This is a genomic window from Streptomyces sp. NPDC002734, from assembly GCF_040295685.1.
Classification (GTDB): domain Bacteria; phylum Actinomycetota; class Actinomycetes; order Streptomycetales; family Streptomycetaceae; genus Streptomyces.
Window position 1 is genome coordinate 23,922 of sequence record NZ_JBEOVU010000049.1, and the last position, 13,367, is coordinate 37,288.

The window sequence follows — 13,367 nt, forward strand, 5'->3', positions numbered from 1 at the left end:
ATGACGACCCTGACCGGAGAATTGCTCCATCCTTCGATCACCGACCCCGAGATGGACTCCATGCGCCTCCTGAGCGAGACGGCGCTGCGTTTCCCGGACGCGCTGTCCTTCTCCTCGGGCGCTCCGTACGACGGAAATCACGACCTCGCCAACCTGTCGTACTACACCGACCGGTACATCAAGCACCTGCGTGACAAGGGGGTGCCGGAGGCCCGCATCTCCCGGCTGCTGTTCCAGTACGGACCGGTCAACGGCCTGATCCAGGACGACGTGGCCTTGATGCTCCGGCAGGACGAGGGCATCGACGTCGCTCCCGAGGCGGTCATGATCACGCATGGCTTCCAGGAGGCCGCCCTCGTCGCGCTGCGCGGTCTGTTCACCTCACCCAGGGACGTGCTGCTGTCGGTGTCGCCCGCCTACGTGGGCATCCGTGGTGCGGCCCGGATGCTCGACATCCCGATCCGTGGCGTCCCGGAGGGACCCGACGGCCTCGACCCGGACGCGGTCGCCGCCGCCGCCAGGGCCGTACGCGCCGAGGGCGGGCGCCCGACCGCCCTGTACCTGGTACCGGACTTCAACAACCCCTCCGGCACGGTGCTGCCCCTCGACGCCCGTCGACGCCTGCTGGAGATCGCCGAGGAGGAGGACCTCTTCGTCCTGGAGGACAACCCCTACGGCCTGTTCGCCCGTGAGGGCGAGACGATGCCGACTCTGAAGTCCCTGGACACCCGGGGCCGGGTGCTCTATCTCGGTTCGTTCGCCAAGTCCGCCTTCCCCGGCGCCCGCCTCGGATACCTGGTCGCCGACCAGGAGGTCACCGACGCCTCCGGCACGGTGCGGACCCTGGCGCAGACGCTGTCGAAGGCGAAGGCGATGTACAGCGTCGGCTCCTCCACCCTCTCCCAGGCGGTGATCGGCGGCTACCTGGCCGAGCACCGCCACGACCTGCGCTCGGCCACCCGCGAACTGGCCGCCGTCTACCTGGAGCGGCTGGACGCCACCCTCGCCGCGCTCGCCCGGCACTTCCCCCCGGGGGGCGACCACGGCGTGAGCTGGAACACTCCGCGTGGCGGCTTCTTCCTCGTGCTGAAGGTCCCCTTCACGGCGGATCTCGCGGCGATGGAGCGCTCCGCCCGCGACCACGGGGTGAGCTGGGCCCCGATGACCATGTTCCACCTGGACGGCGGTGGCCGGCGCGAGATCCGCCTCGGGTTCAGCAACCTCGCCCCGGAAGCCATCGACGAGGGCATCGCCCGGCTGGCCCGGTTCATCGCGGACACCCCCCGCGAGACCCCCCGTTCCGCCCCCCGTGAGACCACCGGAGACACGGTATGAGCAGTTCCCCGCCCATCGCCGGCCACACACACGCCACCGCCCCCACGGCCGTGGTCGTCGACGGCTACTCGGCCGGCAACTTCTACCCCGCCGCCTTCGCCGCGGCCGGCGCCCGGGTCGTCCACGTGCAGAGCACCCCGGAATTGATCCCGACCATGCTCGCACCCGACCTGACGGCCTACGCGGAGAACGTCATCTGCTCCGACGAGGCCGAACTCGTCGAACTGCTCCGCCGGTACGACCCGGCCGCCGTGGTGCCGGGCCAGGAGTCCTCGGTCCGGCTGGCCGACCGGCTCAGCGCGGCCCTCGACGTGAAGTCGAACGGCGTCGCGCTGTCGCGGGCCCGCCGTGACAAGTTCGAGATGATCGAGACCCTGCGCCGGGCGGGGGTGCGGTGCGTCGAGCAGTTCAAGAGCGGCGACGCCGCGCTGGTCGTCAAGTGGGCCGAGCAGCAGGGAGAGTGGCCGGTCGTCGTCAAGCCGGTCGACTCCGCGGGTTCGGACAACGTGTTCGTCTGCCGGAACGCCGCGGAGGCCCGTGCGGCTGCCGAGACCGTCCTGTCGGGCCACAACCTCTTCGGCTCCCGCAACGACGAGGTGCTGGCGCAGGCGTACCTCGAAGGCACCGAGTACATCGTGGACACCGTCAGCGCCGACGGACATCGGTACGTGTGCGGGGTGTGGCGGTACGAGAAGCAACTGCTGCCGTCCGGGCGCAACATCTACGACCGGGACGTCCTGACCGCCCCCGACGAGGCCCCGGTGCCCGCGCTGGTCGCCTACACCGACGAGGTGCTGGACGCGCTCGGCGTGCGCTGGGGACCGGCGCACGCCGAAGTGATCGTCACCGACCGGGGCCCGGTCCTGGTGGAGATCGCCACCCGGCTCAACGGCAACCTCAACCCGGCGTTCCACGACCTGTGCATCGGTCACAACCAGGCGGGTCTGACGGCCCGGGCGTACCTCGACCCGGAGGGGTTCGCCCAGGAGTACGGCGGCCGTGTGTACCGCCGGCGGCAGCCCGCCTACACGTACAACGCCTCCACGAGTCTGGACGGCGTGGTGCAGGAAGTGAACCGGCAGGTGGTGGCGGAGATCGACGCCCTGCCCAGCACGGTCGTCACCGGTGTCAAATACGCGCCGGGGGCACGCATCCGGCCGACCACGGACCTGATGACGGCGGCCCTGCGAATCCACCTCACCTCTCCCGACGACGGACAACTGGCCGCGGACTACGAACGGGCCCGTCTCCTCAAGGACTCCGTCTACCGGGTCGGCTGACCCTCTCCCCCTGTCCGACTCCCAGATGGAGGCACCACCGTGCACAGCCGTATAGGTCTCTTCCTCTCCCCCGTTCACGAGACGGGCCAGGATCCGCACCTGGCGATCCACCGCAACCTCGAACTGGTGGACCTCGCCGACCGCCTGAACTTCGACGAGGCGTGGTTCGGCGAGCACCACACGCTGGGCTGGGGACTCGTGGGAGCCCCGGAGACGCTGATCGCAGCCGCCAGCCAGCGCACTCGGCAGATCAAGCTGGCGCACGGGGTGGTGCCGCTGTCCGGCCACCATCCCTTCCATGTGGCCAGCCGCGCCGTCCATCTGCACCACCTGGCCCGGGGGCGCTACATCCTCGGCGTGGGACCGGGCGTCCCGTTCGACGGCGGCATGTTCGGGCTGAACCCGCCGGAGCAGCGCAAGCGGCTCGACGAGGCACTTCCGGTGGTGCTCGAGCTGGTCAACGGCGAGCAGCGCATCACCCGGAAGACCGACTGGTTCGAACTGGCCGACGCCAAGCTGCAGCTGCCCCGCTACGGGCACGGTCCGCTCGAGGTCGCCCTGGCCACCTCCGGCACCTCGGTGTCCAGCCCTCGGCTGATCGGCAGGTACGGCCTGAGCATGACCTCCTTCGCCCTGCCGTTCGCCCTGCTGACGCCCGGTGCACCGGAGCACATCGGTCTGGCCCAGCAGTGGAAGCACGCCGAGGAGGCGGCCGCCGAGCACGGCAACACCATGCACCGGGAGAACTGGCGGATCGCCCTGCCGGTGCACGTCGCCGAGACGCGCGAGCAGGCCTACCGGGAGGTCCGCGACGGTTACGACCGGTGGCTCTTCGAGTACTTCGGCAAGGCGGCGGGCCGGACCGTGCTCGCGCCGGGCGCCTCGCGGGACCGCATGCTGGAGGACCGGGTCGAGGCCGGCGGCGCGCTGGTCGGCTCGGTCGACGACGTGGTGGACGGCATCCGCCGTCTCCAGGAGGCGACCGGCGGCTTCGGAACGCTGCTCGTGTACGCGGCGGACTGGACGACGTACGAGAACACCAACCGCAGCCTGGAACTGCTGGCCCGCCATGTCGCCCCGCGCATCAACGGGTTCGACCGGCGGCCGCAGGAGGCGGTCGAGCGAGCGATCTCCGCCCGCGCCGAGCAGGCGGGCGGCCGGACCGCCGGATGAGCGAGACCACGACCGTGGCGGCGGACCGGGACCCGGCCGCCGCCGTGGGCCCGGCCCGCGCACACGGCGCCACACGGACCCCGCCGGACGAGTGGAGGACCGCACATGCCACAGACCAAGCCGGAACCAGCGCCCGCCCATCATCTGGACCAGCGCTCGTTCCGTGACCTTCTCGGCCGTTTCCCCACCGGAGTCGTCCTCGTCACCGCCGAGGCGGCGCACGGCCCGGTGGGCATGGCCGTCAACTCGTTCGTCTCCGTCTCCCTGGAACCCGCCCTGATCGCGTTGTGCGTGGGGCGGAGTTCGACCACCTGGCCGTCCCTCCGAGCCACCGGAGGGTTCGCGGTGAGCATCCTCGGCGACGGGCACGCGGAGCTGTGCCGTCTGTTCGCCACCCAAGGGGCGGATCGTTTCTCCGGCGGAACATGGGTCCGCACCCCGGCCGGCCGTCCCACCCTGCCCGACGCTCTGGGCTGGCTCGACTGTGACATCTCCGCCATCCATCCGGCCGGCGACCACGACCTGGTCGTCGCGTCGGTGGACCGCGGCGCGGTGACGGAGTCCTCGCGACCGCTGGTCTTCCACGCCGGCCGGTTCCGCGGACTCGCCGGGTGACGGCCCGGACGACCGCACGGCGGTGCGCCTCGTCGCGGAGGCGACCGACACCGAAGGCCGCGACCACCCGACACCATGAGGGGGAACCGGAAGCCGTGAGCGACATACGAACGGTACTCGACGGACAGACGTCGATGAGCGACACCAGGCACTGGCAGCGCCACTGGCACGCACGGCGCGCACCCTTCGCCGAGGAATGCCGGCAGGCCCGGGACGGATTGCTGGCAGATCTCGCCGACCCGGCGCGCTCCCAGCAACGCGTGCTGGAGGACGTGGTCGCCCTGTGCCGGGACTCGCTGCACTGGAGGGAGCAGGGCTACGACACCGTCGGGCCGGACGCGAAGAGCTTCCGGGAGGTCCTGCCGATCCGGCGCTACGACCACTTCGCGCCCGAACTCGAACGCGAGGCGCGCACCAAGGGCGGGGTCCTGTCGTGCAGCCCGGTGATGCGCTGGCTCAAGACGAGCGGCACCACCGGCGTGCCCAAGCGGGTCCCTTACACCCTGCACTGGTTACTGAAGTACCGGGTGCCCGCCATGCGCGCCATGTGGGGGACCTACCTACGCCTGCAGCCGGCCATCCTCGGCGACCCGTACGCCACTCTCGACACCCAGACCGTGCACGACCCCGTCGGCGACCACCTGCACGGTGTCCGCTACCAGTCGATCAGCAACCGTCATCCCCGGATCAACAGCCAGGACTGGAACCCCCCGTGGGCGGAGGCCCCCTGGTTCGGCACCCAGGCGCCGTCCTCGCACACCGGGCGGATGTACCACCGCGTGCGTCACCTCGTCGGCAGACGGATGCATCTGGTCACGGCGATCAATCCGAGCACCCTGGTGTCGCTGCGCGACCTGATCGCCGAGTTCGGCGCGGACCTGGTGCGGGACCTGGAGTCGGGCACCCTGGAGGGAAGACCGTACGACGAGCCGCGCCCGGAGGCTGCCCGCCACCTGCGGTCGGTGTTGGCCCAGGACGCGTTCACCCTCGCCGACGTGTGGCCCACCCTCGGCGCCTACAGTTGCTGGCTGTCCTCGTCGGCCGGGCTGTACCGGTCGAAGCTGGACGCCGTGCTGCCCGGTACCCGCGCGCTGCCCTTCATGAGCTGCGGCACCGAGGGCGTGACCACCGTCCCGGTGGACGACACGCTGGACAGCCAGCCGCTGGCGGTGAACCAGGCGTTCTTCGAGTTCGTCCCCGCGGAGGTCGACCTCGGCCGGCTCGTGGACGCGGGGGAGCGCGTCGACACGCTGCTCCTGGACGAGGTCACGGCCGGCCGCGACTACCACCTGGTCATGACGCAGGCCAACGGCCTGTACCGGCTGTGGAGCGGCGACATCTACCGGGTCGACCGCGTCGTGGACGGCGTCCCGTGGATCCACTTCGTCCACCGCGACGGCGTGTTCCACTCCTTCACCGGCGAGAAGCTCACCGAGGCGCAGGTCGCGGAGGCGGTGGAGCAGGCCCTGGCCGGGGCCGGGCTCTCCAGCGGCCTGTACCTGTGCGGGCCGCGCTGGGGCGAGCCACCGCACTACGTGGTGGTCGCGGAGGTTCCCCGGCCGGGCGCGGCACTCGACGAGCGGCTGTCGCACGCGGTGGACCAAGCCCTGGGCGTCGTCAACCTCGAGTACGCCTCCAAGCGGGTCAGCGGCCGGCTGGCCCCTCTGGAGTTCCGCACCGTCGCCCCCGACGCCGTCGCCACGTACACCGAGTCGCGCCGCCAGCCCGGCAACGCCACCCAGTACAAGTACCGGCCCTTCCAGCAGGACACCGAATTCGTCGCCGACCTGCTCGGCGGGGTGGGAGCGCACCCGTGATCCAGACCGCACGAGCACCGCGTGACGTCCGCCGCGAAATCCTCACCGTCCCCGTCGGGGACGTGGACCTGGCCCTGCACGTATGGCGCCCGCAGGGGGAGACCAAGGGAGCGGTCTTCTACTTCCACGGCCTGCAGAGCCATGCCGGCTGGCTGTGGGAGGTGGGCCCGAGATTCGCCGGCGACGACGTCGCCCTGTTCGTCCTGGACCGTCGCGGCAGCGGCGTCAGCGGAGGAGAGCGCGGCGACCTCCCGGACGTGGGCACCGTCATCGCGGACTACGTCGCGGCCGTCGCCCACACCCGCCGGATCATCGGCGACGACGTGCCGCTGACACTCTTCGGGCACTGCCTGGGCGGCTCCTTCCTCGCCGCACTGCTGCACCACCCGGACTTCACCGTCCGCCACGAGGCCACCGTCTTCTGCTCCACCTGGCTCGGCCGGCTGCACGCCCTGCTGCCCGCGGAGGAGAGGGCCGCCCTGGCCGCCGAGCGGAGCACCGAACCGTGGGACGCGGGCCTGCGCTCCGAGGACTTCACTCCGGACCCGCACTACCAGGACTTCGTCGACCACGACGAGCTGGCGGTACGCGCCCTCACCCGCCGTTCCCGAGCCGTCCTGCTGGCCCTGGAGAACCTCTACATGACTGCGGACCGGCCCCGCCCTCCGGCGGCGCCCGCCGCCTTCGTGTCGGGGCTGACCGACCCCATCGTCGACCTGGACGCCACCCACGCCGTCTTCCAGGACCTGTTCGGGGGCCGCGGGACGATCGTGAAGTTCCCCACCCACCACCACTACCTCTTCTACACCGACGTCGCCGGGGACCTGGTGGACTGGACCTCGGCGCACACGCTGCTGCGGAGGCGGGACCGTGAGGTGTGAGGCCCGGCTGTACCGGGTCGCCCTGCCGATGCGGATCCCCTTCGACCACCCGGCGGCCCGCCGCCGCACCGCCGACAGCCTCGTCCTGAGCCTGACCGCCGACGGCGCCACCGGCATCGGCGAGTGCGCGCCGCGCCGGTACGTCACCGGGGAGACCACCGGCACCGTGGAGGCGGCCCTGCGCGCCTTCCCGCTGGAGACGGTGTTCGCCCGGCTTCTGGACACTCCCGCCGAGCAACTCCTGGCGGAACTGCGGGAGCACGGCTTCCGGAAGACGTTCTCGGTGGACGGCGGGAACAACCTCGTCTGCCTGCTGGAGACGGCCGTCCTGGACCTGCTCACCCGGAGCCTGTCGCTCCGTCTGGACGAGTTGCTGCCCGGGGAACGGCGAGCCCCGGTGCCCGTCTCCCAGGTCCTGGACCTGAGCATGGGGGTCACGGAGTTCCTCGAGACCCGCGGGCCCTTCCACTTCGTCAAGGTCAAGGCGTCCGGGGACGTCGACCGGGACGTTCGCACGGTGTCCACGCTCCGGGACCGACTGGCCCCCGGCGTCCCGGTGATGGTGGACGCCAACATGAGCTGGACGCCCGCCACCGCGGCAGACCACGCGCGCCGGCTGCGCGCGGCCGGCGCCACCTTGGTGGAGGAGCCCCTTCCACCACGGTCCTGGGAGGCGCTGCGCACCCTGCGCCGGGAAACCGGCGTGCGGGTGATGCTGGACGAGTCGGTGTGCACCCTCGACGACGCGCGGCAGGCGGTCGCCCAGGACGCCTGCGACGCGGTGAACGTCCGGGTGGCCAAGAACGGAGGTCTGCTGGCCTCCCTGCGCCTCGTCGAGTTCGCGCGCGAGGCCGGGCTCGACTTCCAGATCGGGGTGCAGGTCGCCGAGACCGGCCCGCTGATCAACGCGGGCCGCGCACTGGCCCTGCACTGCCCGGACGCCCTGACCGTGGAGGCGGGGCAGTCGGACCGCTTCTTTCCCGAGACGATCGTGTCACCGGCCCCCGTGGTGGACCGTGCCGCCAACACCATCGGTACCTTCCCCGGTCCGGGACTCGGTCTGCGCCTGAACGCGCGCGCCGAGCACTGGGCGGCTCTTTCCTGGTCCCCCGACGACGCCTGGCGGCCCGTGCCACCCCCAGAGGAGAACTCCTGATGACCGCGCTGTTCGAAGTCTCGTACCAGGGCGCACCGTACGTGGGCCTCCGCGTCCCCGAGGAAACCGATGAGGACACCACCCTCACCCTCCACCCGGCGACCGGCCTCGACCTGCGCGCCGAGCTCCTCCGGGCGGACGGCGACAAGGCCGCGCTGACCGCCGCGCTCACCGACGGCCGCCCCGCGATCACGGCCGAGGCGTCCGCGGTGACCTTCCGTCCTCCGCTGCTGCCGCCCACACCCGGCGACGCCCTGGTCGGCGGTTTCATGGCCACCCACAACGTCAAGGCCGACAGCGACGCGCCGGCGCAGCCGACCTGGTTCTTCAAAGGGCTCGGAGACGTGCTGAAGGTGTCCGGTGAACCACTGCGGGCGCCCTCGGGGGCGGTGGCGCTGACCGAGGAGGCCGAAGTGGTCCTGGTCTACGTCGGGGACACGGACGGTGTGCCCCAGTACGTCGGGTACACGTTCGGCAACGACCTCACCGACATCGGCCTCTTCCGACGGCACAGGGGGTACCTGCCCTACGCCAAGCTGTGCGACGCGGGCATCGCCCCCTGGCTGTTCCTGGGCACGCCGCCCGTACACGTCTCCGGCCGCGTCACCGTCGAGCGGGACGGAGGGACCGCCTGGCAGGGCACCTTCCTCACCGGCACCAAGGCCCTGCACTACGGGCTGCCCGACATGACCTCCACGTTGCTCTCGTACGCCTCGCTGTGGCATCCGGGCCGGGTGCACTACGTCTACCTGGGCGCGGACCGGGCCAGCTTCCACCATGGTTTCACCATGGCCGACCGTGACCGGATCACCATGGAGTTCACCACTCACGGGGTGCGTCTCTCGCATCCGGTCCACCAGGTCTGAGGGGCCGGCCCGGCCGGGGCGACAGCCCCGGCCGGGCCGGCCCTGGGAACGGTGGGCGGTGGGGCGGCCACGGAGACCGAGGTCCTGGGCGGCGTGGGGAAGCGGCACGCCTGTCCACGGGGCGGCGGACGAGGGCAGGAACTCGGTCGAAGGGTCACCCCGTGGCGACCGGGCGGGCCGGATCGGCGACCCACTCGGACCAGGAACCGGGGTAGAGGGCGGCCCTGACGCCCACCACCTCCAGCGCCAGCACGGCCTGCGCCGCGGACACCCCCGACCCGCAGTACACCCCCACCCGGACCCCCTCCCGCCCGGCGCCCAACGCCTCGTACCGCTCGGCCAGCTCCGCCGGGGACCGGAACAGACCGTCCGGCCCGACGTTCCGCGAGGTCGGCGCGGAGACCGCCCCGGGGATGTGCCCGCCCACCGGGTCCACCGGCTCGACCTCCCCGCGGTACCGCTCCCCCGCCCGCGCGTCCAGCAGCAACCCGTCCGCCGCGCCCGCCAGTTCCGCGGCCCCCTCCGCGTCGACCACCGGCATCGCCCCCGGCCGCGGGAGGAAGTCACCCGCCACGTGCGGCACTTCCGGCCCTTCCTCCAGCGGCCCCCGCCAGGCCGGCAGCCCGCCGTCCAGCACCCGCACGTCCCCGTGCCCGGCCCACCGCAGCAGCCACCACGCCCGGGCCGCGCCCCAGCCGATGCCGCCGTCGTAGGCGACGACCGGCCGTCCCGCGGACACCCCGGCGCGCCGCATCGCCGCGCCGAACACGGCGAGGTCCGGCAGCGGATGGCGCCCCCGCTCCCCCGGCGGTGCGGCCAGCTCACCGTCCAGGTCCACGAAGACGGCGCCGGGAAGGTGGCCGCGCTCGTACTCCGCGCGGCCGTCGAACGGGGGTTCACCGCCCGCCTTGGCGACGCTCAACTGCCACCGCACGTCGAGCAGGACAGGAGGAGTGGGACCGTCCAGCGCAGCGGCCAGCTCGGCGGCCGTCACCAGTGCAGAGTTCATGCCCCGCATCCTGCCCGACACCCCGCCGCCCGCACCAACACGCGCCTTCCGGCCACCGCGCCACGCCGGGCGCGGGTCCCGGATGGCCACACCGCGCCGCGTTGGCTACGCTGCTCCGCCACGGCGCTTCGGTCACGCACCGCACCGGAACGCGCACCCACGGTGCGGGTGACGCCCCTATGTGAACACCTCGCGCATCGGTGGCGCATGTTCCGGCCCGGGGCGGGGATCCGCCGAGAAGAAAGGACTTTCCTCTCCCCGCATCCGGGGAACGGAAACCTGTGAACCGACCGATGACGGACGAAACGGGGGCGGCCGACGTGAACGACTTCTCCACCACCGGACGCGCACCGGGCGCACCCGGTGCGCCCTGCTGGACGAGTCTGAGGACGCACGGCCTCGGTGTCGCGCACGACTTCTACGGCCCGCTGCTGGGCTGGGAGTTCACGCCGGGCAAGGGGGGCCCGCTGCGTGAGCTGATCGCCACCGCGCAGGGGCGTCCGGTGGCCGGCATCGGCCTGCTGCCCGACGACGCCCGGCTGACCGCCGAGTGGACGCCGTTCCTGACGGCCGAGGACATCGACAGGGCGGCCCTGGCCGTCCGGCAGTGCGGCGGCACCATGGGCGTCGGGCCGCTGGACGACGCCGAGGGCGGACGCGTGGCGTTCTGCTCGGACCCGGCGGGGGCGGTGTTCGGCATGCGCCGCCTGCCGCGCTCGTACCCGTCGCCGGCCCCCGGCCTCCCCGGCACACCCGCGTGGCTCGAACTGGTGGTGGCGGAGACGAGATTCGCGGTCAGGTTCTACCAGGGCGTCTTCGGGCTCGGCCCGGAGACCGCCCCTTCGCCCGCCGAGGAGAGGGTGGTGCTGCGTCACGCGGGCCGGCCGGTGCTCGGCATCCGCGGCGCCGGGCTGTCCGTGCACCGCGCGGGCGGCGCGCACTGGCTGACGTACTTCGCCACGCCCGACGTGGACCGTGCGACCGAGCACGCGGTGGCGCTGGGCGGACGGATCAGCCGCCCGCCGACCAACGGGCTCAACGGCCGCTCCGTGCAGCTGACCGACCCCGACGGCGCGCCCTTCGGGCTGCTCACCCCCGCCGCCAGCCGTGCGGAGCGGGACACCGCCGACGCCCGCGGAGCCCGCGTCAACTCCGCCTGACCGGGGCCCGTCGGCGCCCTACCCCGCGTCCTCGGCCGCGAGCCGGTCGGCCAGCCTCAGCCGGGTGAAGTCGACGAAGGGCCGGCTCGCCATCAGGCGGCACTCCGCCGCGCCGACGCGGCCCACCCGTACCAGTCCCGCGGCCTCCGCGTCGGCGCCCACCCCGGGGAAGTGCCGTCCGTGGTCGTTGCCGACGTCCGGCACCTCGATCCAGACCCGCTCGCCGTCCACCAGGTAGGGGAAGCGGCGCAGCCTGCGCCGGTGGCCGGGGAGCAGCGACTCGGCGTAGTGGAGGAACGAGTTGCGGTCGTGGCCCACGCCGAGCAGCAGGATGTGGGCATCCAGCTCGTACATCCGGTCGAACGGTGAGCCGGGCCCCACGGCGTAGGCGAACGGCTGCCGTTCGGTGATCTCCTTCGCCCTGGCCCCGACCGCCGCGACGGACGCCTGCGGATGGCGGCTGCGCAGACGGCCGGGGGTGTCCAGGACCACTGTGGCGACCGCGCCCATCGCGGCGGGAAGGGCGTCGTGGAAGAGCGGGACGGCGGCCCGTTCCGCCTCCACGGCCGCTCCCGCGTCGGGACCGGCTTCCGGACAGGGGTCGTGGACGACCTCGCCGGTGAAGGCCGGCACGACCAGGGTGCCGGCCTCCCCCAGGTGGTCGCGGAGCGCGGCGAGCACCGTCGGGGCTCCGCCCTCGACACGGCCTAGGGCGTCTCTTTCGGATCATGCTTAGGTGGCGTCCCATTCTGCTTGCAGCCAGCTGAGTTGTGTCTTGCTGAGCCGGGGCTCGAAACCAGCAGGGAACATCAGCGTCAGTGGCTGTGGCCACATGCTTTCGGGCCCGTGCTCTTCACAGTGCACAGCCACTAGATGCGGTCCCTCCCCGCACCCTTCGCGCTGGTAGAAGCGGTCATGCGCCTGGCAGAAGTACGAGAACACCGTGCAGGCGTCCCCGTCAGTCGGCTCGTAGAAACCGGGATCACGGACGATCAGCGTCACCGGTTCCTGACGGTTGAACCGAGGAATGGGGCGCGGATCGCACCACAGCAGTCGAGGAGGAAGCACGCGACCATTCTGTGCCGAAGGCAGGTTCGAGTCAGCGTGCAGACCAGATGAAGATGCCCGCGAGATGGAGTGCCGCCAGGTAGATGACGGCGGTCTTGTCATACCGAGTGGCCAGGCCGCGCCACTGCTTGACTCTGTTAATGCAGCGTTCGACAGTGTTGCGCTGTTTGTAGGCGTCGCGGTCGAAGGCCGGTGGCCTGCCGCCGTGGCTGCCGCGGCGTTTACGGTTGGCGGCCTGGTCGGCGGGCTGAGGGATCACTGCCCGGATTCCACGCCGGCGTAGATGGGCCCGGATTGCGCGGGACGAGTAGGCCTTGTCGGCCAGGACCACGTCCGGCGTAGTTCTGGGCCGGCCGACCGGCCGGGGCACCCGCACGCGGGCCATGACCTCGGTGAACGCAGGTGCATCACCAGCCTGGCCCGGGGTGACTACGAAGGCGAGTGGGCGGCAGCGACTGTCGGCGGCGAGGTGGATCTTGGTAGTGAGACCGCCGCGGGACCGTCCGAGGGCATGGTTGTTCGGCTCGCCGTCCGGTGCCCCTTTTGACGGGCCCCGGCGGCGTGCTGATGAGCCCGGACGATCGTGGAGTCGACCGCGACGACCCAGTCGAGATCGCCTTCGGCGTCGGCCTGAGCGAGCAGGGCGGTGAAGACCTTCTCCCATGTGCCATCCGCTGCCCACTTCCGCAGGCGGTTGTGGGCGCCTTTCCACGAGCCGAAGTGCTCGGGCAGGTCCATCCATGGCGTGCCGGTGCGGTACTTGAACGCGATCGCGTCAATCACCTGCCGGTGATCACGCCACCGCCCTCCCCGCTTCGGCGTCCGATCCGGCAGCAAGGGCTCGATCCTCGCCCACTGAGCGTCAGTCAACGACACACATCAACCAACGATCAGATGATCCGAAGGAAACGGCCTAGTGACCTGAGTCGGAGATTCGTCGGCAGTAGGCGGCGACTTTGTCGAGGATCTCGTCTGCCGTCTTCGTCCAGACGAAGGGTCTGGGGTGC

Annotated in this window: 12 protein-coding genes and 1 pseudogene; 9 read left to right on the top strand and 4 right to left on the bottom strand. The window is 71.8% G+C overall.

Going from position 1 to position 13,367, the window contains the following annotated elements; all coding sequences use genetic code 11:
* From ABT026_RS30105 to ABT026_RS30140, 8 genes are all read left to right on the top strand, one after another.
* Window positions 1-1,335, top strand: coding sequence for an aminotransferase-like domain-containing protein (locus tag ABT026_RS30105; RefSeq protein WP_351118361.1), 1,335 nt, complete (start codon window positions 1-3; stop codon window positions 1,333-1,335).
* Window positions 1,332-2,615: an ATP-grasp domain-containing protein gene (locus ABT026_RS30110; protein ID WP_351118362.1), complete on the top strand. Its 1,284-nt coding sequence runs from the start codon at window positions 1,332-1,334 to the stop codon at window positions 2,613-2,615. Before ABT026_RS30105 ends, ABT026_RS30110 begins: the two co-directional genes overlap by 4 nt.
* Before the next feature lie 39 nt (window positions 2,616-2,654).
* Complete coding sequence (locus tag ABT026_RS30115; protein WP_351118363.1) at window positions 2,655-3,788, top strand: LLM class flavin-dependent oxidoreductase; 1,134 nt, start codon at window positions 2,655-2,657, stop codon at window positions 3,786-3,788.
* Between the two features lie 105 nt (window positions 3,789-3,893).
* Entirely contained in the window at window positions 3,894-4,403 is a 510-nt protein-coding gene (locus ABT026_RS30120) for a flavin reductase family protein (protein ID WP_351118364.1), read from the top strand.
* A gap of 134 nt (window positions 4,404-4,537) precedes the next feature.
* Window positions 4,538-6,220: a GH3 family acyl-acid amido synthetase gene (locus tag ABT026_RS30125; RefSeq protein WP_351118365.1), complete on the top strand. Its 1,683-nt coding sequence runs from the start codon at window positions 4,538-4,540 to the stop codon at window positions 6,218-6,220.
* Complete coding sequence (locus ABT026_RS30130; RefSeq protein ID WP_351118366.1) at window positions 6,217-7,101, top strand: alpha/beta hydrolase; 885 nt, start codon at window positions 6,217-6,219, stop codon at window positions 7,099-7,101. The genes ABT026_RS30125 and ABT026_RS30130 overlap by 4 nt, the downstream gene beginning before the upstream one ends.
* Window positions 7,091-8,257 carry an enolase C-terminal domain-like protein gene (locus ABT026_RS30135; protein ID WP_351118367.1) on the top strand — a complete coding sequence of 389 codons (1,167 nt, stop codon included), beginning with the start codon at window positions 7,091-7,093 and terminating at the stop codon, window positions 8,255-8,257. Before ABT026_RS30130 ends, ABT026_RS30135 begins: the two co-directional genes overlap by 11 nt.
* A complete protein-coding gene (locus tag ABT026_RS30140) occupies window positions 8,257-9,123 on the top strand; it encodes an FAH family protein (RefSeq protein ID WP_351118368.1) in 867 nt (288 codons plus the stop codon). The genes ABT026_RS30135 and ABT026_RS30140 overlap by 1 nt, the downstream gene beginning before the upstream one ends.
* A gap of 154 nt (window positions 9,124-9,277) precedes the next feature.
* On the opposite strand, the gene ABT026_RS30145 is transcribed toward ABT026_RS30140, so the two are convergent.
* Window positions 9,278-10,141, bottom strand: a complete 864-nt coding sequence (locus ABT026_RS30145; RefSeq protein WP_502968081.1) for a sulfurtransferase — start codon at window positions 10,139-10,141, stop codon at window positions 9,278-9,280.
* Window positions 10,142-10,425: 284 nt separating this feature from the next.
* Between ABT026_RS30145 and ABT026_RS30150 the strand changes: the two genes are divergently transcribed.
* Complete coding sequence (locus ABT026_RS30150) at window positions 10,426-11,292, top strand: VOC family protein (protein WP_351118370.1); 867 nt, start codon at window positions 10,426-10,428, stop codon at window positions 11,290-11,292.
* An 18-nt stretch (window positions 11,293-11,310) separates the two neighbouring features.
* Here the strand turns inward: ABT026_RS30150 and ABT026_RS30155 are convergent.
* The 3 genes and pseudogenes from ABT026_RS30155 to ABT026_RS30165 form a co-directional block, all read right to left on the bottom strand.
* Window positions 11,311-11,997 (bottom strand): annotated as a pseudogene (locus ABT026_RS30155) (AAC(3) family N-acetyltransferase); the annotation flags it as partial.
* Between the two features lie 27 nt (window positions 11,998-12,024).
* Window positions 12,025-12,294 carry a hypothetical protein gene (locus tag ABT026_RS30160; protein ID WP_351118371.1) on the bottom strand — a complete coding sequence of 90 codons (270 nt, stop codon included), beginning with the start codon at window positions 12,292-12,294 and terminating at the stop codon, window positions 12,025-12,027.
* A gap of 97 nt (window positions 12,295-12,391) precedes the next feature.
* Window positions 12,392-13,236, bottom strand: a protein-coding gene (locus ABT026_RS30165; RefSeq protein WP_502968082.1) for an IS5 family transposase whose coding sequence is annotated in 2 segments (ribosomal slippage) — window positions 12,392-12,906 and window positions 12,906-13,236 — 846 coding nt in all. Because the reading frame shifts where the segments join, the coding sequence is not laid out codon by codon here.
* Window positions 13,237-13,367: the final 131 nt, after the last annotated feature.

Bases quoted from the DNA above. Each gene is read 5' to 3' on its own strand.
- ABT026_RS30105 (WP_351118361.1), top strand. From the start codon at position 1: ATGACGACCCTGACCGGAGAATTGCTCCATCCTTCGATCACCGACCCC.
- ABT026_RS30110 (WP_351118362.1), top strand. From the start codon at position 1,332: ATGAGCAGTTCCCCGCCCATCGCCGGCCACACACACGCCACCGCCCCC.
- ABT026_RS30120 (WP_351118364.1), top strand. From the start codon at position 3,894: ATGCCACAGACCAAGCCGGAACCAGCGCCCGCCCATCATCTGGACCAG.
- ABT026_RS30125 (WP_351118365.1), top strand. From the start codon at position 4,538: ATGAGCGACACCAGGCACTGGCAGCGCCACTGGCACGCACGGCGCGCA.
- ABT026_RS30140 (WP_351118368.1), top strand. From the start codon at position 8,257: ATGACCGCGCTGTTCGAAGTCTCGTACCAGGGCGCACCGTACGTGGGC.
- ABT026_RS30145 (WP_502968081.1), bottom strand. From the start codon at position 10,141: ATGCGGGGCATGAACTCTGCACTGGTGACGGCCGCCGAGCTGGCCGCT.
- ABT026_RS30150 (WP_351118370.1), top strand. From the start codon at position 10,426: ATGACGGACGAAACGGGGGCGGCCGACGTGAACGACTTCTCCACCACC.